The organism is Streptomyces sp. NPDC033221, from assembly GCF_055577005.1.
The window spans coordinates 30,694-49,529 of record NZ_JBVIQN010000038.1 but is presented as its reverse complement, the minus strand read 5'-3'; the positions used below and the strand labels follow the sequence as shown (position 1 = coordinate 49,529).

19 protein-coding genes and 1 pseudogene are annotated in these 18,836 nt (G+C 72.7%); 17 read left to right on the top strand and 3 right to left on the bottom strand.

Annotation, left to right across the window (positions count from 1 at the left end):
• Positions 1 to 138: 138 nt before the first annotated feature.
• The 6 genes from ACZ53K_RS35295 to ygfZ all read left to right on the top strand — a co-directional run bounded on the left by ACZ53K_RS35295 (position 139) and on the right by ygfZ (position 5,434).
• Positions 139 to 702, top strand: coding sequence for a heme-binding beta-barrel domain-containing protein (locus tag ACZ53K_RS35295; RefSeq protein ID WP_468844975.1), 564 nt, complete (start codon positions 139 to 141; stop codon positions 700 to 702).
• 356 nt (positions 703 to 1,058) lie between these two features.
• Entirely contained in the window at positions 1,059 to 2,090 is a 1,032-nt protein-coding gene (locus ACZ53K_RS35290) for a FecCD family ABC transporter permease (protein WP_468845081.1), read from the top strand.
• Complete coding sequence (locus ACZ53K_RS35285; RefSeq protein WP_468844973.1) at positions 2,090 to 2,884, top strand: ABC transporter ATP-binding protein; 795 nt, start codon at positions 2,090 to 2,092, stop codon at positions 2,882 to 2,884. The genes ACZ53K_RS35290 and ACZ53K_RS35285 overlap by 1 nt, the downstream gene beginning before the upstream one ends.
• A gap of 8 nt (positions 2,885 to 2,892) precedes the next feature.
• Entirely contained in the window at positions 2,893 to 3,933 is a 1,041-nt protein-coding gene (locus ACZ53K_RS35280; protein WP_468844970.1) for an ABC transporter substrate-binding protein, read from the top strand.
• 21 nt (positions 3,934 to 3,954) lie between these two features.
• On the top strand, positions 3,955 to 4,434 hold the full coding sequence (locus tag ACZ53K_RS35275; protein WP_468844967.1) for a Fur family transcriptional regulator: 480 nt from the start codon (positions 3,955 to 3,957) through the stop codon (positions 4,432 to 4,434).
• Between the two features lie 19 nt (positions 4,435 to 4,453).
• Complete coding sequence (gene ygfZ, locus ACZ53K_RS35270) at positions 4,454 to 5,434, top strand: CAF17-like 4Fe-4S cluster assembly/insertion protein YgfZ (RefSeq protein WP_468844964.1); 981 nt, start codon at positions 4,454 to 4,456, stop codon at positions 5,432 to 5,434.
• 29 nt (positions 5,435 to 5,463) lie between these two features.
• On the opposite strand, the gene dtd is transcribed toward ygfZ, so the two are convergent.
• Positions 5,464 to 5,889, bottom strand: a complete 426-nt coding sequence (dtd, locus tag ACZ53K_RS35265; protein ID WP_468844961.1) for a D-aminoacyl-tRNA deacylase — start codon at positions 5,887 to 5,889, stop codon at positions 5,464 to 5,466.
• 309 nt (positions 5,890 to 6,198) lie between these two features.
• Between dtd and ACZ53K_RS35260 the strand changes: the two genes are divergently transcribed.
• The 5 genes from ACZ53K_RS35260 to ACZ53K_RS35240 all read left to right on the top strand — a co-directional run bounded on the left by ACZ53K_RS35260 (position 6,199) and on the right by ACZ53K_RS35240 (position 10,405).
• Positions 6,199 to 6,741 carry an RsiG family protein gene (locus ACZ53K_RS35260; protein ID WP_468845078.1) on the top strand — a complete coding sequence of 181 codons (543 nt, stop codon included), beginning with the start codon at positions 6,199 to 6,201 and terminating at the stop codon, positions 6,739 to 6,741.
• A 55-nt stretch (positions 6,742 to 6,796) separates the two neighbouring features.
• Entirely contained in the window at positions 6,797 to 7,777 is a 981-nt protein-coding gene (locus ACZ53K_RS35255; RefSeq protein WP_468844958.1) for an asparaginase, read from the top strand.
• Between the two features lie 74 nt (positions 7,778 to 7,851).
• Positions 7,852 to 9,093, top strand: a complete 1,242-nt coding sequence (locus ACZ53K_RS35250; RefSeq protein ID WP_468844956.1) for a GNAT family N-acetyltransferase — start codon at positions 7,852 to 7,854, stop codon at positions 9,091 to 9,093.
• A 135-nt stretch (positions 9,094 to 9,228) separates the two neighbouring features.
• Positions 9,229 to 9,660 (top strand): ankyrin repeat domain-containing protein, encoded by a 432-nt coding sequence (locus ACZ53K_RS35245; RefSeq protein ID WP_468844953.1) that lies wholly within the window; start codon positions 9,229 to 9,231, stop codon positions 9,658 to 9,660.
• A 178-nt stretch (positions 9,661 to 9,838) separates the two neighbouring features.
• Positions 9,839 to 10,405 carry an NADPH-dependent FMN reductase gene (locus ACZ53K_RS35240; RefSeq protein ID WP_468844951.1) on the top strand — a complete coding sequence of 189 codons (567 nt, stop codon included), beginning with the start codon at positions 9,839 to 9,841 and terminating at the stop codon, positions 10,403 to 10,405.
• Positions 10,406 to 10,563: 158 nt separating this feature from the next.
• Here ACZ53K_RS35240 and ACZ53K_RS35235 read toward each other — a convergent pair whose 3' ends face one another.
• On the bottom strand, positions 10,564 to 10,767 hold the full coding sequence (locus ACZ53K_RS35235; protein WP_468844949.1) for a hypothetical protein: 204 nt from the start codon (positions 10,765 to 10,767) through the stop codon (positions 10,564 to 10,566).
• A gap of 88 nt (positions 10,768 to 10,855) precedes the next feature.
• Positions 10,856 to 12,241 carry a carotenoid oxygenase family protein gene (locus ACZ53K_RS35230; RefSeq protein ID WP_468844946.1) on the bottom strand — a complete coding sequence of 462 codons (1,386 nt, stop codon included), beginning with the start codon at positions 12,239 to 12,241 and terminating at the stop codon, positions 10,856 to 10,858.
• Positions 12,242 to 12,593: 352 nt separating this feature from the next.
• Here ACZ53K_RS35230 and ACZ53K_RS35225 point away from each other — a divergent pair, with 352 nt between their 5' ends.
• From ACZ53K_RS35225 to ACZ53K_RS35200, 6 genes and pseudogenes are all read left to right on the top strand, one after another.
• Positions 12,594 to 13,478 carry a putative protein N(5)-glutamine methyltransferase gene (locus ACZ53K_RS35225; RefSeq protein ID WP_468844943.1) on the top strand — a complete coding sequence of 295 codons (885 nt, stop codon included), beginning with the start codon at positions 12,594 to 12,596 and terminating at the stop codon, positions 13,476 to 13,478.
• A gap of 199 nt (positions 13,479 to 13,677) precedes the next feature.
• On the top strand, positions 13,678 to 14,574 hold the full coding sequence (locus ACZ53K_RS35220; RefSeq protein WP_468844940.1) for an RNA polymerase sigma-70 factor: 897 nt from the start codon (positions 13,678 to 13,680) through the stop codon (positions 14,572 to 14,574).
• The gene (locus ACZ53K_RS35215; protein WP_468844937.1) at positions 14,562 to 15,050 is read left to right on the top strand and encodes an SRPBCC family protein; all 489 of its coding nucleotides are present in this window, start codon (positions 14,562 to 14,564) and stop codon (positions 15,048 to 15,050) included. The genes ACZ53K_RS35220 and ACZ53K_RS35215 overlap by 13 nt, the downstream gene beginning before the upstream one ends.
• 63 nt (positions 15,051 to 15,113) lie before the next feature.
• Positions 15,114 to 15,185, top strand: a pseudogene (locus ACZ53K_RS35210) (mycothiol transferase); the annotation flags it as partial.
• Between the two features lie 494 nt (positions 15,186 to 15,679).
• Positions 15,680 to 17,155 carry an MFS transporter gene (locus ACZ53K_RS35205; protein ID WP_468844935.1) on the top strand — a complete coding sequence of 492 codons (1,476 nt, stop codon included), beginning with the start codon at positions 15,680 to 15,682 and terminating at the stop codon, positions 17,153 to 17,155.
• A gap of 375 nt (positions 17,156 to 17,530) precedes the next feature.
• The gene (locus ACZ53K_RS35200; RefSeq protein ID WP_468844932.1) at positions 17,531 to 18,754 is read left to right on the top strand and encodes a cytochrome P450; all 1,224 of its coding nucleotides are present in this window, start codon (positions 17,531 to 17,533) and stop codon (positions 18,752 to 18,754) included.
• Positions 18,755 to 18,836: the final 82 nt, after the last annotated feature.

The window sequence follows — 18,836 nt, the reverse complement described above, 5'->3', positions numbered from 1 at the left end:
CTTGAGGCAGTCTTCACCACCCTGCTCGTCCTGGTCGCCGTCGGCGTCGTCGCCTTCGCCGGGCTGACCTGGAAGAAGCTGTACCAGGGCCAGCGCTAGAGACCGAGATTCCTCCCCCGAAACAGATCGCCTGAGCTGATGATCGAGATCCCGTCCGACCTGAACCCGGCCCTCGTGCCCCTCGCCTTCCTGCTCGGCAACTGGGAGGGCGCGGGCGTCGCCGACTTCCCCGGTTCCGAGAAGTGCAACTTCGGCCAGGAGGTCACCTTCACGCACGACGGCCGTGACTTCCTCGAATACACCTCGCACAGCTGGGTGCTCGACGGCGACGGCAAGAAGACCGCTCCGCTGGAGACCGAGTCCGGCTACTGGCGCATCGACCAGGACCGCAAGGTCGAGATCGTGATGATCCGCGACGGCGGTGTCGCGGAGGTCTGGTACGGCGAGCTGGCCGACCAGAAGCCGCAGATCGACCTGGTCACCGACGCCGTCGCGCGGACCGCGGCGTCCGGTCCGTACACCGGTGGCAAGCGTCTGTACGGGTACGTGAACAGCGACCTGATGTGGGTCGGCGAGAAGGCCACCCCCGAGGTGCCGCTGCGCCCGTACATGTCGGCGCACCTGAAGAAGGTCGTCGACCCGCGCGAGTGGGCCAAGGACATCAAGGACCTGCCGGACGACGGCATCGCCTTCTTCAAGTAGACCGTCGGTCGGGCAGGCCTTCGCGGGCCTGCCGGCCGGCCCGCACAGTCGCAGAGCGCCCCGCGGGGGAAGTCCGGTGAGAGTCCGGCGCTGACCCGCAACGGTGTGCGGAACCACGCGTTCCGCCAGCCCGATCACCCGCGGGGGCGCCCGTTCCTGGACAACTCGCCGTGGACTGCGAGGGGACACCGCCGCCGGCCTCGCGCCACGCGCCGTCACCCCTGACCGTACGGACGCGGCCCGAGCCGAAGGCGTACGTCCTCTTGGCCGCCCCAGCCCGCACCGCCGCCTCCGCCGGTACCGCCGGCTCCGCCCCCGCGGAACGCTCCGGCGCCCGGCCCCGTACCGGCTCACCGGTGCCCACCGGGCCGCTGGTCGCCGGGCTCGCCCTCGTCCTGCTCGCCTCGCTGGTGTGCGGCGTCGGCCTCGGCGCATCCGGCGTCGGCTGGGGCGAAGTCCTGCGCTACCTCGGCTCCGGGCTGAGCGGCGGCACCATCACACCCGACGAGGTCTCCGCCTACACCATCGTGTGGGAGCTGCGCTTCCCGCGCGCGCTTCTGGCCGCCGTGGTCGGCGCCGGGCTCTCCGCCATCGGCGTCGCCGTCCAGGCCCTGGTACGCAACGCCCTCGCCGACCCCTTCGTGCTCGGCATCTCCTCCGGCGCGGCCGTCGGCGCCAACGCCGTCCTGCTCTTCGGGGCGCTGGGCGCGCTCGGCGTCTGGGCGCTGTCCGCCGCCGCGTTCTGCTCGGCGCTGCTGGCCATGGCGCTGGTGTACGCGGCGGCCCGCAGCGCGCACGGCCTGACCCCGCTGCGCCTGGTCCTGACCGGCTCCGCGATGTACTACGGCTTCTCCGCCCTCTCCACCCTGATGGTCTTCGCCGTCGACCGGGGCGAGGCGGCGCGCTCCGCCATGATGTGGCTGCTCGGCAGCCTCAGCGGGGCGGGCTGGGGCTCGCTGCCCGTCGCCGCGGTGGCGGTGGCCGGGGCGCTGCTCTACCTGATGCTCTCCGCGGGCCGCCTCAACGCGCTCGCGATGGGCGACGAGTCGGCCGCCGCGCTCGGCGTGGACCCCGGGCGGCTGCGCCGGGAACTGTTCGCGGTCACCGCGGCCGTCACCGGCGCGGTGGTCGCGGTCAGCGGGGCGATCGGCTTCGTCGGCCTGATGGTGCCGCATGTGACCCGGATGCTGGTGGGCGCCGGGCACCGCCGGGTGCTGGCGGTGGCGCCGCTGCTGGGCGCGGTGCTGATGGTGTGGGTGGACATCCTGTCCCGGGTGCTGCTGGCGCCCGTCGAGCTGCCGGTCGGGGTGATCACCGCGGTGATCGGTGTACCGGCCTTCGTGCTGCTGATGCGGCGCCGCGGCTACACGTTCGGAGGCGGTGCCTGATGCGGATCGACATCGACGCGGTGTCCGTGGACGTGGCCGGGACCCGGCTCGTGCACGACATCACCCTGCACGCCGGCAGCGGCCGGGTCGTCGGGCTGGTCGGGCCCAACGGCAGCGGCAAGTCCACCCTGCTGCGCTGCGCCTACCGCGCGCTGCGCCCGGCCGCCGGGACGGTCCGGCTGGACGGCGCCGACCTGCACGCCATGGGCGTACGCGAAGGGGCCCGCCGGCTGGCCGCGCTGCCCCAGGAGTCGGCGACCGAGTTCGGGTTCACGGCCGCCGAGGTCGTCGCGATGGGACGGCTGCCGCACCAGCGCGGGACGGGACGGCCGAGCGCGGCGGATCTCCGGGTGTGCGAGGAGGCACTGGCCCGGACCGGCGCGGACCACCTGGCCGAGCGCTCGTTCCTGAGCCTGTCCGGCGGCGAGAAGCAGCGGGTGCTGATCGCCCGCGCGCTGGCCCAGGAACCGCGGGTGCTGGTGCTGGACGAGCCGACGAACCATCTCGACATCGCGCAGCAGCTGGAACTGCTGGCCCTGGTGCGGGACAGCGGGCTGACGGTGCTGACCGCGCTGCACGACCTCAACCTGGCCGCCCGGCACTGCGACGAGCTGTACGTCATCTCCGGCGGGCGCATCGTCGCCTCCGGCGCGCCGCACGACGTGCTGGGCCCGGAGCTGCTGGCCGAGGTGTTCGGGGTGCGCGCGCACCGCGTACCGCATCCGGAGACCGGCGCCGTACAGCTCCTGTTCGACCGCCTGCCCGCCCGTACCGACGCACCGACCACCTCGTGAGGCCCCCCATGCGCACCCGCCGCCGTTCCGCCGCCCTGCTCACCGCCCTCACGCTCGCCGCGCTCTGCGGCTGCGGCGCGCGGGTCGCCGAGGACGGGAAGGACGGCGCCGCGAAGGCGGGCGGGTCCGGGCACTACCCGGTCACCGTCGAGAACTGCGGCACCAAGACGACGTACGACAAGGCGCCGCGGCGCGTGGTCACCAACGACGTCGGGATCGCCGACATCATGTTCGCGCTCGGCCTGGAGGACCACATGGCCGGGTACGTCATGCCGGCGTACCGGGGCAAGGCCGACGCCGTCGCCTGGAAGGACGCGTACGGCAAGGTGCCCTGGCTCTCCAAGAAGGCGATCACCAAGGAGATCGCCCTGGACGCCAAGGCCGACCTGGTCTTCGCGGGCTGGAACTACGGCTTCGGCGAGGACAGCGACGTCACCCCCGCCTCCCTGAAGAAGCTCGGCATCGGCAGCTATGTGCTGACCGAGTCGTGCCGCAACGGGACCGACGGCGGCCAGGGCAGCGCGCGCGGCGTGATGCCGCCGCTGGACGCGCTCTACACCGACCTGAAGACCCTCGGGAAGATCTTCGACGTCGAGGACCGGGCGGACGCGCTGATCGCGAAGTACCGCAAGCAGGTCGCCGACGCGCAGGCCAAGGCACCCAAGGACGGCGAACGGCCCACCGTCTTCCTCTACGACGGCGGCCAGGACAAGCCGATGACCTCCGGCCGCTTCGCCGGGCCGCACGACATCATCACCAAGGCCGGCGGCGACCACGTCATGAAGGACCTCAAGGACTCCTGGACCACGGTCGGGTGGGAGTCGGTGGTCGAGCGCGACCCCGAGGTGATCGTCATCAACGATTACGGCACGCCGACCGCCGAGCAGAAGAAGGCATTCCTGAAGTCGTACGCGCCGCTGAAGAACGTTTCGGCGGTCAAGAACGACCGTATCTACGTGATGGATTACGCCGATCTGGTGGAGAGCCCGCGCAACCCGGCGGCCGTGAGCGCACTGTCCGGATACCTGCGGGGCGTTCGCGGCCACTGAGCGCCCTCCTACACTGGGGGCGTGGTGACCTCCGACTGGCAGAGCGACCTCCGCAAGCGCGGGTACCGGCTGACCCCGCAGCGCCAGCTCGTGCTGGAGGCGGTGGACAAGCTCGAACACGCGACCCCCGACGACATCCTCACCGAGGTGCGCAGGACGGCGGGCGGGGTGAACATCTCCACCGTCTACCGGACGCTGGAGCTGCTGGAGGAGCTGAACCTGGTCAGCCATGCCCACCTCGGGCACGGCGCGCCCACGTACCACCTCGCCGACCGGCACCACCACATCCATCTGGTGTGCCGGGACTGTACGGAAGTGATCGAGGCCGATCTGACGGTGGCCGAACCGTTCACGACGACGTTGCGGGAAACGTTCGGCTTCGACACCGACCTGAAGCACTTCGCGATCTTCGGACGGTGTGCGGCGTGCACCGGGAAGTCCGCGGCGAAGACCCCGGACGGCGGGCCGCGCGCCGAGGGCGGGTCGGGGGCCACGTCGTAGCCGGTCGTAGGCTTGGGGTATGCCGCGCCAACGTGAAGCCAGTCCGCTGCTGTCGCTGCCCGGTGCCGTCCCGGCCGAGGCCCCCGACGAAGGGGTCGCCGCACACTACGGCGACCTGTTCCGCGAACAACGCACCCTCGCGGACGGCCGCGGCCTCGTCGACCTCTCGCACCGCGGCGTGGTCACCGTCAGCGGCCCCGAGCGGCTGAGCTGGCTGCACCTGCTGCTGACGCAGCACGTCACCGACCTCGCGCCCGGCCACGCCACCGAAGCGCTGATCCTCTCCGCCAACGGCCACATCGAGCACGCCCTCTACCTCGTCGACGACGGGGAGACGACCTGGCTGCACACCGAGCCGGGCAACGAGGAGGCGCTGATCGCCTACCTGGAGAGCATGAAGTTCTTCTACCGGGTCGAGGTCGCCGACCGTACGGACGCGTACGCGGTCGTCCACCTGCCGGCCGGGTCCATCGCCGAGGCCCCGAAGGACACGGTCGTCCGGGAGACCCCGCACGGCCGGGACCTGTTCCTGCCCCGCGGTGAGCTGGAGGCCTTCGCGGCGGCCAACGGCCCCGCCGTCGGCACCCTGGCCCTGGAGGCGCTGCGCGTCGAGGCGCACCGGCCGCGGCTGGGCATGGAGACCGACCACCGCACCATCCCGCACGAGCTGGGCTGGCTGGGCACCGCCGTACACCTCCAGAAGGGCTGCTACCGCGGCCAGGAGACCGTGGCCCGCGTCCACAACCTGGGGAAGCCGCCGCGCCGCCTGGTCTTCCTGCACCTGGACGGCAGCGAGGTGCACCTGCCGCCGCACGGCGCGCCCGTACGCCTGGCCGCCGACGGCGCCGAAGGCCGCCAGCTCGGCTTCGTCACCACCTCGGCCCGCCACCACGAGCTGGGCCCCATCGCGCTGGCCCTGGTCAAGCGCAACGTGCCGACCGACGCGCCGCTCCTCGTGGACAGCACGGCGGCGGCGCAGGAGGTCGTGGTCGAACCGTAGGCGCGCCGGTCACACGTCCGGCGTGCCGGTCACACGTCCAGCAGCACCGTGAACGGGCCGTCGTTCGTCAGCGAGACCTTCATGTCCGCGCCGAAGCGGCCCGTGGCGACCTCCGCGCCCAGGGCACGGAGCTGCGTGACGACCTCGTCGACGAGGGGTTCGGCCACCGGACCGGGGGCCGCCGCGTTCCAGGTGGGCCGGCGGCCTTTGCGGGCGTCACCGTAGAGAGTGAACTGACTGATCACCAGCAGGCCCGCACCCGTGTCCGAGCAGGACTTCTCGCCGTCCAGGACGCGCACCGACCACAGCTTGCGGGCGAGCTGCGCCGCTTTCGCCGGAGTGTCGTCGTGCGTGACCCCGACCAGCACGCACAGGCCTTCTCCGACGATCTCCCCGACCGTCTCGCCGTCCACCTCGACGCGTGCGCCGTCGACCCTCTGCACCACAGCTCGCATACCGCCCATGATGCACGGCACGCCCGGGCCTCCGACAGCCGTACCCTCCCGGGGCCGTTCGGGTGCCATGGCCATGGCTGGCCCTGCGGGGGGCCCGCCCACAGTGGCACGATGCGTGCACGCGGTGCGTCACGCGGACAACCTGCCCGTACGACCGCACCGGACGAGGGGACGGAACGACTCATGAGCACTGCCGGACCCGGGCACACCCCCGGTCCCGTACCGATCGCCCGTACGGCGCCCACGGCGGCCCGTACGACCCCGCAGGCCCCGGCGTCCGCCGGGCCCGCCCGCACGGAGGACGGTCCCATGTTCCAGGCAGGCACGGCACCGCACCGGCCGCCGCTGCAACGCGACCGTTTCCGCCCGGTGCCACGGCCCGACCTGCCCCGGCTGACCCTGCCCGACCTGCGCGTCGTACGGCGCGGGGCGCAGCAGGAGGAGGCCGACCTGAGCTATGTGCGGCGGCTGCTGCAGGGCCGGATCGACATCCTGCGCGCCGAGAGCACCCGCCGTACGGCCCCGCACTCGCCCCTGCTGGACCGCCTCCCGGAGATCCTGACGGACGAGCCGTCGCGGCACCGTTCCTCGGCCCGTCATGTGACGCTCGGGATGCCGCACAGCGAGGAGTACCGCCAGCTGGCGGAGCAGATGCTCGGCGAGGTGGAGCTGTCGGACCTGACCGCCCGTACGGACCAGGAGCTGCACGACGCGATGGGGCGCCTGGTCCGCTACGAGCAGCAGGTCTCCCGGCGGCGCCAGACCCTGCAGCGAACCGCGGACGATTGCAGTGCGGAGATCGCCCGCAGGTACCGTGAAGGCGAAGCACAAGTAGACGACCTGCTCTCCTGACCCAGCGGCCGCACGGCTCCGGGGGGATCGCGGGTCACTCCCCGGAAGGCCCCCGATGAGTTCCTCCACCGTTACCGACGGGTCCGCCCCGGCCGGTATATCCCCCGTCCTCGCCGAGGTCGTGCGTTCGGGCTTCGTCGAGGGCCGGCACCGCGGTTCGCTGGTGGTCCTGGCGGCGGACGGCAGTGTGGAGTCCGCGCTCGGCGATGTGACCTCCCCGGTCTTCCCGCGCTCCGCCAACAAGCCGATGCAGGCCGCCGCCATCCTGCGGGCGGGCCTGGACCTGTCGGGCGAGCGGCTGGCGCTGGCCGCCGCGAGCCACTCCGGCGAGGGCTTCCACCTCGACCTCGTCCAGAAGATGCTCAGCGAGCACGGCCTGTCCGCCGGGCTGGTGCGGACCCCGCCGGACCTGCCGCTGGACCCGGTGGAGGCGGAGACGTACCTGGCGTCCGGTCGGGTGCGCGAGTCGCTGACCATGAACTGCTCCGGCAAGCACACCGCGATGCTGGCCGCCTGCGCCGCCAACGGCTGGCCGCTGGACACCTATCTGCACCCGGACCACCCGCTCCAGCAGCTGACCCTGGAGGCGGTGCGTTCCGCGAGCGGCGAGCGGGTCGAGCACGTCGGTACGGACGGCTGCGGCGCGCCGCTGATGGCGATCTCCCTGACCGGCCTGGCCCGCTCGTTCCGGCACTTCGTGCTGGCCGACGCCGGTACGCCGGAGCGGCGGGTGGCGGACGCGATGCGCGCGCACCCGGAGTACGTGGCCGGCACCCGCCGCCCGGACACCTGGCTGATGCAGGCGCTGCCCGGCGTGCTGTCGAAGATGGGCGCGGAGGCCGTGCAGGCGGTGGCGCTGCCGGACGGGCGCGCGCTGGCGTTCAAGGTCGAGGACGGCGCGACCCGCACGCTGGGCCCGATACTCGGCCGGGCGCTGCGCCGGATGGGCGTCGAGTCGCCGGTGCTGGCGCGCATCGAGGAGGCACCGCTGCTGGGCGGCGCCGAGCGCGTCGGGGAGATCCGCGCGGCGTTCTGAGGCGGTGGGCGCCCGGGCGCCCGCCCCGCGAAATTCCCGCGACGGCGGGACAGGGCCGTGGCTACCGTACGCAGATGGGCATCGAGGTGCGTACGGTCGGCGACGCGGACATCCCCGACTGGGTGCGGGCCGTGAACGTGGGGTTCCTGCGGCCACCGGAGGCCTCCGAGGAGCAGGTCGCGTTCCGCCGCCGCGAGCACGACCCGGACCGCACCCGGGGCGCGTACGACAACGGCCGCTGCGTCGCCACGTTCCGCAGCTTCGCGCAGGAACTGACCGTCGTCGGCGGCGCGCGGGTGCCCGCGGACGCCGTCACGGCCGTGACGGTCTCCCCCACCCACCGGCGGCGCGGCCTGCTCAGCCGGATGATGGCCGACGACCTGCGGGACGCCAAGGAGCGCGGTGACGCCCTGGCCACGCTGATCGCCGCCGAGTACCCGATATACGGGCGGTACGGCTTCGGGCCCGCCACCTGGTTCACCGAGTGGCACATCAACGTGGCCCGCGCCGCGCTGGACCCCCGCCACGCGGGACCGGACGACGGCGGCCGGATCGACTTCGTCGACGCGGCGGAGGTGCGGAAGACCGGCCCCGGGCTGCACGAACGGTTCCGCGCCGGGCAGCCCGGCGCGATCGACCTGCCCGGCATCTGGTGGCAGACCCACACCGGCGCCGTTCCGGTCCCGCACGTCCCCGCCAAGGACCGCTTCCACGCCGTCTACCGCTCCGCCTCCGGTGAGGTCGAAGGCCTGGCCGCGTACCGTGCGGACGCCGTGTGGGAGCACAAGCTGCCGCAGAACACCGTCACCGTCGACCGCCTGACCACGACCACCCCGGCCGCCGACCGGGCCCTGTGGCGGTTCCTGTGCTCGATCGACTGGGTCATGCACATCAGGACGGGCGTACGCGGGCCCGACGACGCGCTGCCGTTCCACCTCGGCGACCCGCGCGCGGCACGGATCGTGCAGCACGCCGACTATCTGTGGATCCGGCCGCTGGACATCCCCCGGCTGCTGGAGGCCCGTACGTACCCGGCGAGCGGTTCCCTCGTCCTGGAGGTCCGGGACGAGGCGGGACTGGCCGGCGGAAGGTTCCTCCTGGAGGCCGGGCCCGAGGGCGCCACCTGTACGCGTACGGACCGCAGCGCGGAACTCACCCTGGACGCCCAGGCCTTCGCGGCGCTCTACCTCGGCGACGAGTCCGCGGTACGGCTGGCCGCGCTGGGCCGCGTCGACGAGGAGCGGCCGGGCGCCTTGGCGACCGCCGGCCTCCTGCTCCACACGGCGCGCCGGCCGTGGTGCCCGGACGTCTTCTGACGCGCCGCCGGGCGCGGCCCCGGCGCGCGCCGGGGTCGCCCGGCAGGTGTGCTGAATAAGGTGGCGGGGACAAGTAAAGGCCCAGGCGGGAGTTGCAGGACACCGCCCCACCACCGAAGCAGGAGGCCGGCGACCATGAGTGACGCGAACCCGGAGCCGCAGGGTCCCGACACGACCGAGCACGCGCACGACCCCGAGGTGCTGCAGCTCGCGGCCAAGGTCTTCGATCTGGCCCGGCACGGCGACACCAGCACCCTCGCCGCCTATGTGGACGCCGGTGTGCCCGCCAACCTCACCAACGACAAGGGCGACACCCTGGTGATGCTCGCCGCGTACCACGGCCACGCCGACGCGGTGGCGGCCCTGCTGGAGCGCGGCGCCGACCCGGACCGCGCCAACGACCGGGGGCAGACCCCGCTCGCCGGCGCCGTCTTCAAGAGCGAGGACGCCATCGTCCGCCTCCTGGTGGCCCACGGCGCCGACCCGGCCGCGGGGACGCCGTCCGCGGTGGACACGGCCCGGATGTTCCAGAAGACGGACCTGCTCACGCTCTTCGGGGCGCAGTGACGCGGGGCGCCCGGTGAGGGGCTGACGGGGCGGCCTCCGGGGGACGCGGGGGCCACCGGGCGCGACGGTGCGGTGTGATCCCAGGGCCAGGCCTTGACTTGAACTTTGGTTGAGGTTTTAGCGTCTGGTCTCGAAGCCGATCGCCGGCTCCACCGCACCGCCTTCAGGAGGCCCCGCCATGTCCGAGCGCCCGTTCACCCTCGCCGTCATCGTCGGCAGCACCCGCGAGGGCCGCTTCGCGCCCGTCGTCGCGAACTGGTTCGCCGGGCACGCCGGCCGGCGGGAGGACATCGTCGTCGACGTGCTCGACCTCGACGAGATCCAGCCGTACGAACTGCGCTACGGCAGCGAGGAGATGGCGACCTACGCCAAGCGCATCGGCGCGGCGGACGCGTTCGTCGTCATCACCCCCGAGTACAACCACTCCTTCCCCGCCCCGCTCAAGCACGCCGTGGACCTGCTGCGCGAGGAGTGGCAGGCCAAGCCGGTCGGGTTCGTGTCGTACGGCGGAATCTCCGGCGGACTGCGCGCCGTCGAGCAACTGCGCCTGGTCTTCGCCGAGTTGCACGCCACGACCGTGCGCGAGACGGTCAGCTTCCCGATGGCGGGAAGCCTCTTCGATGACGAGGGCCGGCTGCGCGAGCCCCTGGACGCCGACCGGGCCGCCACCGTACTGCTGGACCAGCTGGCCTGGTGGGCCCAGGCGCTGCGCGAGGCGCGGGAGGCCCGTCCGTACGGCGGCTGAGGGCGGGGACACCCGACCCCGGCCCGCCGCGCGGCACGCTCCCGTACAGGGGTCGGGCGCGCGCCCTCGCGTGCAGGCCGGCCGGTTCCCCGCCGGCCGCAGGCGACGTACGAGGCCCGCCACCCGCGCGTGAGCCGGTCACGCGCGGGGGCGGCTCGCTACCCCCGCTCCTCGGCGTACCGCTCCCGCGCGGCCGCCAGCGACCGGTCGAAGCCGCGCTGGGTGGCGTCGCACCAGTGCATCAGGTCGGCCAGCACCCGCTGGAGCGTCTCGCCCGGGCTCGCGCGCCAGCCCTGTTCGGAGAGGGTGTACGTCTCCAGCGCCGCCCCCGCGCGTGCCACCTGTTCGTCGTTCCCGGTCATGCCGCATCCCCTTCCGCCGCCGTCCGGCACAGCGTACCAATGCGAGCGCATCGGAAAAAGCCGCGGCCACCGCAGCCCACCCCTCCGCTCACTCCCGGTCCGGTATCCAGGCACCGTGGAACCCGACCGGCACCCGCACCGGCAGATGCACCCGCGCGACCGGCTCGCCCGTGAAGTCCTGCGCGTGGAGGATGACGAGATCCGTGGCGTCACGGTCCGGATCGAACACATACGCCAGCAGCCAGCCGTCATCCTCGGCCGCGTCCGGACCGGCGGGCACGAACACGGCCTCCCCCACACCGCCCTGCGGCGAGAACCGGCGCACCTCGCTCGTGCCACGCTCCAGGTCGTACTTGACCAGCCCGGCCCCCACCCGCTCTATCCCCGGAAACCGCGCCACCCGCACATCCGCAGACCCGGACTCCAGCACCGCGTACCCGTACCGGTGCGGCAGCGTGAGCCGCCGCGGATCGACCCGCGGCAGCTCCACCGGCCGGTCGTCCACCCGCGCACGCCGCACCCGGCCCGCCCGGAGGTCCACCGTCCAGCGCTCCAGCGCGGGCGGCGACCCGTCCGGGCCCGTACGGCCCTTCGCGAACAGCCGGTCGTAGCGCACGAGATGCACGACGATCAGACCGCTGCCGTCCTCCGTCTCATACGCGTTCATCGGATGGAAGACGAAGCACGGATCGACCTCCAGCCACCGCACGTCCGACGCCTTCCCCTCCCGCGGCAGCACCCCCAGCCGGGCCGGGCGCCCCGGCTCCCACACGTACGGGAAGGACGGCCCGACCCCCACACCGCCCGGGTTGAAGACCACCGGCAGGTCGTACAGCAGCACATGCCGCTCGGTCAGCGAGAAGTCGTGCATCATCGGCCGCCCGTCCACCGGCACGTCCACGCGCCGCCGGATCCGGCCGTCCGTCCCCGCCACCAGGTACTGCACATACGGCCAGGCCCAGCAGTACGCCACACAGTGCAGCTCGTCGGTGTCCGGATCGATGGTGGTGTGCCCGGCGAGCCCGCCCGGCAGGGTCCCGGCGAAGTCGAACGGGCCCACCGTGTCCAGCTCGGCGTCCAGCTCGTACGGCAGCGCGCCGCCCTCGACCAGCGCCAGCAGACGCCCGGCGAAGCGCGTGACATGCGTGTTCGGGGCGAAATCCATGTCCAGGTGACGCGGCCCGTGCAGGATCTTCTCGCCCAGCCGCAACGCCATCGCGTCCGACCGCACCCAGCGGTTGCGGTACCACTCGGCCCCGCCGCCGCGCAGCCGCACGCCGTGCAGCATCCCGTCGCCACTGAACCAGTGGTACGCCACCGGGTCGTCCACGCCCAGCGGGTTGGGCCCGTTGCGTACGTAGCGGCCCTCCAGCTCCTCCGGGATCCGGCCGGTCACGTCCATGTCGTACGCGGTGGTCTCCTCCCGCACCGGAGCGAACAGCCCCCGCATATAAGGATTTCCGGCACCCGCCATCGCCGTCCGCCTCTCCGGCCCCGCCCCGCGGCGGCCCCCCGGCCACCACCTCCCGCGGGAGCACCCCGCCTCCACCCTCCAGCCCCGGCACCGCCACGTCGAGACCGGCGACGGCTCAACGGGCGCGAAGAGCGCCACCGCGCGCCCCCCGGCGGCGCACCGCCACACGCCGCCGTGCCTGCCCGCCGCTCGTGGGTTCGGGTAGGGTGACCAGCCCACACAGTGGACGACCAAGGAGGTGAGACCCATTACCGCTGTCCAGGCTGGGTGCTCTCACCTCACGGCTGAACGGTCCCTCCGAGGCAGGTGACCGCGAGAGCGCCCTTCGGCACCCCGAAAGGCCCGAACGCGCATGTCACTCCCCCTGCCTTCCCCCGCCCCCACCGCATCCCCCGCCCACGCCGACCTGGTCGCCAGGCTCCGCGCGGCCGGCTGCGTCTTCGCCGAGGACGAGGCGGAACTCCTCGTCTCCACGGCCCGCGCCCCCGCCCACCTCACCGCCATGACGGACCGCCGCGTCGCCGGCCACCCACTCGAACACGTCCTGGGCTGGGCCCGGTTCGCCGGCCTGCGGATCGCCGTCGACCCCGGCGTCTTCGTCCCCCGCCGCCGCACCGAATTCCTCGTCGCACAGGCCGCCGGACTCCTCCGCGCCCGCGCCGCGGCCGGGCCGCGGCCCGTCGTCGTCGACCTGTGCTGCGGTACGGGAGCGGTCGGCGCGGCACTGGCCGCGGGCGTACGCGGCCACGCGCCGGACACCCCGCCCGCGGCGCGCCCCACCTCCCCACCCCCCATCGAACTGCACGCCACCGACATCGAACCCGCCGCCGTACGCTGCGCCCGCCGCAACATCCCGCCCGCCACGGGCCGGGTCCACGAAGGCGACCTCTACACCCCGCTGCCACCCACCCTGCGCGGACGCGTCGACCTCCTCGTCGTCAACGCCCCCTACGTACCGACCGCAGCGATCGGCCTGCTGCCCCCGGAAGCCCGCGACCACGAACCCCGCGTGGCCCTCGACGGCGGTACGGACGGCCTCGACGTCCAGCGCCGGGTGGCGGCCGAGGCACGCCAGTGGCTCGCCCCCGGCGGCCACCTCCTGATCGAAACCAGTGAACGCCAGGCACCCCACACCCTCGAAGCCTTCCGCCGCGGCGGCCTGGCGGCCCGGCTGACGACCGACGACGACCTCAGCGCGACCGTCGCCGTGGGCACCAGACCGGCCGGGACGCCCTGAGATCCGAAGGCCGGCGCGGGCCCTTGCCGCCGCCGCTCCCACACGTCGAACGCGTCCCCGACCGGCCCGCGCCGCTGTGACCCGGACCACACCCGCGGGCTGTCACGCTTCTGCGACGTGGCGTGTCTCCATGACACCCGAGGAGAGGAGCCGGACACCATGCCGGGACGCCGGTCCACGTACACGACAGGGACGAACCGTGACTGAGGACGCCTTCACCGAGCACCGTCCGCTGCTGTTCACCATCGCCTACGAGATGCTGGGCAGCGCCACCGACGCCGAGGACGTCCTGCAGGAGAGCTACCTGCGGTGGAGCACGGTCGACCCGGCCACGGTCGAGCACCCGCGCGCCTACCTGGTCCGTACGGTGACCCGGCAGGCCCTCAACCACCTGCGCGCGGCCAAGGCGCGGCGCGAGGACTACGTCGGCATGTGGCTGCCCGAGCCGATCCGTACGGCGCCCGGGGTGAGCGAGGACGTGATTCTGGCCGAATCCGTCTCGATGGCCATGATGCTCGTCCTGGAGACGCTGAACCCGACCGAGCGCGCGGTGTTCGTCCTGCACGAGGTCTTCGGGTACACCCACGGCGAGATCGCCGCCTCGATCGGCCGGACCGAGGTCTCCGTACGGCAGATCGCCCACCGCGCCCGCCGGCACGTGCACGCGCGGCGCCGCCGCTTCGAACCCGTCTCGGACGCCACCGGGGAGATCGTCCGGCGCTTCCTGTCCGCCGCCGCGACCGGCGAGGTCCAGGCGCTGATGGACCTGCTGGCGCCCGACGTCGTGGTGCTCTCCGACGGCGGCGGCAAGGCGGTCGCCGCCCGCCGCCCGGTCACCGGACGCACCGAGGTCGCCCGGTTCGTCGTGGGGGTGTACCGCGGCAGCGCCGCCACGACCCGCGCCGAGCCCGCCACGTACAACGGCATGCCCGCGGCCCGGTTCGTGACCGACGGCGGCCTCGACTGGCTGGTCGCGTTCGACATCCACGACGGCAGGATCACCGGCCTCTACGGCATCCGAAACCCCGACAAACTGCACCACGCCGACGCGGTGCGCACACTCGACAGAGGAGGACCCCAGCCATGGAAACCATGACCGTGGAACGCGTCATCGACGCCCCGATCGGCGCCGTGTTCGCCTGGCTCACCACGACCACCAACTACACCCGCTCCCCCCTGGTGGTGCGCTGCCGCCTGACCCGGCACGGCGACACCGCGCCCTACGGCACCGGCGCGGTCCGCAGCCACCTCTGGCTGATCGGCTGGTTCCGGGAACGCATCACCCGCTACGACCCGCCGTACGCCACCGAGTACGTCGTCGAACGCAGCCTGCCGCCGTCCCGGCACGAACTCGGCCGGATGACCTTCACCGAGGCCGACGGCGGCACCCACGTCCGCTGGACCACCCGCGCCGAGATCCCCGTACCCCTCCTCGGCGGGTTCCTCACCCGGCACGTCGCCCGGCCGATCATCACCCGCACGTTCGGGAACATCCTGGACGCCGCGAACACCGCCCTGGCCGGAACCCGCCCGCCGACCGCCGGCCCGGGCCCTCGCCCCCTCCAACCGTGAACCACACGCCCCACGCCCCACGCCCCACGCAAGACCCTGGCGAGCCCGGCCCCTCGCGACAGAATCGAGGAGTACGCCCGCCACCGCGGCCACGCCGACCTGCTGCGCGAGCGCATCGACGGGAGGGTGGGGCAGTATCGGGGCGGGCCGGGGACGGATGAGGGCGCCGCAGGCGCGGTAGGGGGCGTTGACCCGTCTCAATGACCATGGGCCGACCCAGGGCGGTGAACTGCGATGGTCCAGGTCGAGCGAGACAGCGTCGGGTGGGGGTGGCCGCCTGGGGGGCGCACTATCTGGTGTGCGGAGAGGTCTGGGAATGTCGTACCGTGGATGAGTTGCCACGCCGGAGACATCGGCGGCAGCAACCAACTCCCTGTTCCACTCTGTGTCGATCTTGAGGTGACGTCCTATTAACCAGGCCATGTAGTCGTCCGCGTTCCCCACGTGCTGTGTTGTCGCACGTGTCCGGGGGCGGACGCCGCGCTGGCCTGAGTTGCGTCACCCTTCCCCGCAGTTATCTGTCTTGCCCCGGGTGCAGCTCTGCCGTCTGCCCCGGGTTTCGTGTTTTCCGGCCCCGGTGCGGCTGTCGGCAGGGCTCCCCGATTCCTTGGAATCAGGAGTTTCCCGTCGTGTCTTCCTCCGCGCTCGGCAACGAGCCGCAGCACGCCACCCCACCCCCAAACCACCCCACACCTGGCCTGTCGAAGATGGGCCTGGCTGCCTGGATCGCGCTCTTGGTGCTGCTGGGCGCCGAGCTGATGGACATGATCGACCAGTCGGTCGTCCTGACCGCGCTGCCCGCGATCCAGGAGTCGTCCGGCGCCGGACCGGCCGCATTGCAGTGGCTGACCACCGGCTATTCACTGCCCGTCGCCGTCGGGCTGGTCACCGGCGGGCGCCTCGGCGACCTCTACGGCCGGCGCAGGATCCTCCTGATCGGCACCGTGGTGTTCACCACGGCCTCAATGCTGTGCGGCCTCGCTGCCGGACCCGGCGTGCTGATCGGCGCCCGCGCCCTCCAGGGCGTGGCAGTGGCCGTCATGATCCCGCAGATCCTGGCCACCCTCCACGTCACCTTCGAGGGGCAGAACCGCAGCAAGGTGTTCGGCCTGTACGGGGCCGTCATGTCGCTTGCCAACGTCCTGGGCCCGGTGATGGGCGGCCTGCTCACCGAGGCCGACCTGTTCGGTCTGTCCTGGCGGCCGATCTTCCTGGTCAACGTGCCCGTCGGCATCGCCGTGCTCCTCCTGGGACGCCGGTTCATCCCCGAGTCGACCGTTCAGAAGGCCGACCGGCTCGACCTGACCGGCATGCTGCTGTCCGCACTGGCCATCGTCCTGATCGTCTTCCCTCTCACCGAGGGTCACCTCCACCACTGGCCGCTGTGGTGCTTCGCCATGCTCGCCACCGGTCTCCTTGCGCTGGGCGCCTTCCTGCGCCATCAGCAGCGCAAGCAGGACAACGCGCCCCTCGTGCCCCTGTCCCTCTTCCGGGGCAGGCAGTTCTCCGGCGGCATGGCCGCGCAACTGCTGCACGGCCTGCTGTGCGGGCTGTTCTTCATGACCTGGACCCTCTTCCTCCAGCGCGGACTGGGCATGAGCCCCGTCCACGCGGCCCTGGCCTTCGTACTGCTCTCCATCGGAGAGCTGGCCGGTGCGACGCTCGCGACGAAGAGCGGCGGGCGTTTCGCCCGCCGCCTTCCCCAGGCCGGAGCCCTCACCGCGGCCGCTTCGATGGCCGCCTACGGGCTCCAGGCCGCCGGAAGTCAGGCGGACCTGACCCTGTGGGCGATGACCGCTCCGGTGGTACTGACCGGGTTCGGCCTCGGCATGGTCGGCGGCCCGCTCGCCGACCTGTCGCTGGCCCGGGTCCCGCACGAGGACGCCGGGGCCGCCTCGGGCCTGTTCAACACCGCGATGCACCTGGGCATCGCCCTCGGCACCGCGCTGACCGCCCTGGTGTTCTTCGCCACCACCGGCGGCTCACCGGACGCCGGGCTCAACCGCGACGCGTTCATCACCGTGCTGTGGTGGGTCGGTAGCCTGCTCGCCCTGATGTGGGCTCTGATGTTCTGCCTGCCCACCCGCCCGATACGACGGCAGTAGGGAGCCCGGTGCGGCGGTGGGACCAGCGTCGGCACAGCACGGCTTCCCCGGATGATACGAACCGACGGCTGAGTTTCGCCCTCATCCGACCTCATCCGGCCTGAACGGGATGCTAGGGAAAATCGGGTATCGCCCGTCATACGGTTGTCCTCGCTCCCCGAAAGAGTCGAGGTGGCCCGCTGGAGGCGCCGATCCCGCACCTGCTCGCCGGCGAGGCCGTCGCGGGTCTGCCCACCGGCTCGGGGGCCACCCGTTCCCGGCCGGGCCGGCGCACCGCGTGCGCAGGCTGCCCGGCGATCACGTCACCATCCTGTCCCGGCACGCCGACCTGATCTCAGCGAACCTGCACGACTGGCTGACGGAGGTGCAGCCCATATGACGACCGTTCCCGATCTTCCCGACGCCACAGAGGCGCTGGAGCACTTTCCCTTCGACGACGGCCGCGGCATCGAGGTCAACGAGCGGTTCCGGGAGCTGCGGCAGCGCGAGGGGCTGCTCCGGGTGCGGCTCGCCTACGGTGAACCCACCTGGCTGGTCACCCGCTACGCGGACGCCCGGCTGGTGCTGGGCGATGCGCGGTTCAGCCGCGCGATGTCGGTCGGCCGGGACTTCCCGCGCCAGGAAGAGGCGACGGACCTGGCCGGGCTGATCACCCTGGACGCCCCCGAACACACCCGGCTGCGCACGCTGTTGGTCAAGGCCCTCAGCAAGCCCCGTATCGAAGCGCAGCGCCCGACGGTGCGCGCGGCGGCGGACGATCTGCTGTCGTCGGCGATGAACGCCGGGCCGGGCATGGACATCGTGGTGGACTACGCGCAGCCGATGAGCGTGCTGTCCATCTGCGACCTGCTCGGCGTGCCGGTCTCGGACCGGGGGGCGTTCGAGTCGACCAGCGCGGCGCTGATGCCCGGCAGCGCCGTCGGCGCCGAGGACATGATGCGACGGTTCGGCGCCCTGCGCACCTGCACCGAGCGGCTCATCGCCGAGCGCCGGGCCAGCCCCCGCGACGACCTGATGTCGGCGATGGTCCAGGCCCGGGACGAGGGGGACCGGCTCACCGACGACGAGCTGATCGAGCTGGTCGTCAGCATGCTGCTGGCCAGGTTCGAGGCGATCATCACCCAGATTCCGAACTGCGTCTACGTTCTCACACGGGGCGACCGCGCACTCTGGAACCGACTGCGCGCGAATCCGGCCGAGCTGCCGGCGGCGGTCGAGGAGCTGCTGCGCAACAACGCCTCCGCCGGCGCCGGCCTGTTCGTCCGCTACGCGCGGGAGGACGTCAACGTCGGCGGCACGCTGGTGCGCGCGGGCGAAGCCCTGACCATCGCCGTCGAGTCGGCCAACCACGACCCGGCCCGATTCGAGGACCCCGACGCGATCGACTTCACCCGGCCACCCGGTGGACACCTCACCTTCGGTTATGGCGCGCACTACTGCGTCGGCGCCCAGCTCGGGCGCATCGACCTCCAGGAGGGACTGCGGGCGCTGCTCACCAGGACCCCGGAGCTGACCGTCCGCGACCTCACGTGGAGAGAACGGCCGCACATCCGGGGGCCGGAGGCGATGCGCGTGACATGGCAGGGCGGCCCGGAATGACCGCCACCGGCACCGGTGGCCCCGGCTTCGGCGCTGACCAGGTGGAAAGACCGTAGGAAGCCGGACGCGGCGGCGGGTCGGA